This is a genomic window from Paenibacillus sp. 1-18, from assembly GCF_000520755.1.
Classification (GTDB): domain Bacteria; phylum Bacillota; class Bacilli; order Paenibacillales; family Paenibacillaceae; genus Paenibacillus; species Paenibacillus brasilensis.
Genome location: NZ_ASSB01000176.1, coordinates 1 through 380 on the forward strand (window position 1 = coordinate 1; position 380 = coordinate 380).

The window sequence follows — 380 nt, forward strand, 5'->3', positions numbered from 1 at the left end:
TGGACCGCAGGGTCCTGGGAGAGTAGGACGTTGCCAGGCATAACCCCTCTTTTCTGGGGCTTTTTTTCGCCTATAAGGCTAACCTCTACATGACCAGAATTTTAATTATTATTTTTAAGATGGGGCTATAGCTCAGCTGGGAGACGCCTGCCTTGCAAGCAGGAGATCGCGGGTTCGAATCCCGTCGGTTCCGCCATTTAACTTAATATGCCGGTGTAGCTCAACTGGTAGAGCAACTGACTTGTAATCAGTAGGTTGGGGGTTCAAGTCCTCTCGCCGGCACCACATATGGAGGATTAGCGAAGTGGCCAAACGCAGCAGACTGTAAATCTGTTCTCTTACGAGTTCGGTGGTTCGAATCCATCATCCTCCACCAGTTT

The 380-nt window shown here is 49.7% G+C and carries 3 tRNA genes; all 3 read left to right on the forward strand.

The annotated features are described in order from the left end of the window. The first annotated feature begins 121 nt into the window (after positions 1-121). The 3 genes from L693_RS0110825 (at position 122) to L693_RS0110835 (ending at position 376) form a co-directional block, all read left to right on the forward strand. Positions 122-196, forward strand: a tRNA-Ala gene (locus L693_RS0110825). A 13-nt stretch (positions 197-209) separates the two neighbouring features. Further along, positions 210-285: transfer RNA gene (locus L693_RS0110830), tRNA-Thr, on the forward strand. Between the two features lie 5 nt (positions 286-290). Continuing rightward, positions 291-376, forward strand: a tRNA-Tyr gene (locus tag L693_RS0110835). Positions 377-380: the final 4 nt, after the last annotated feature.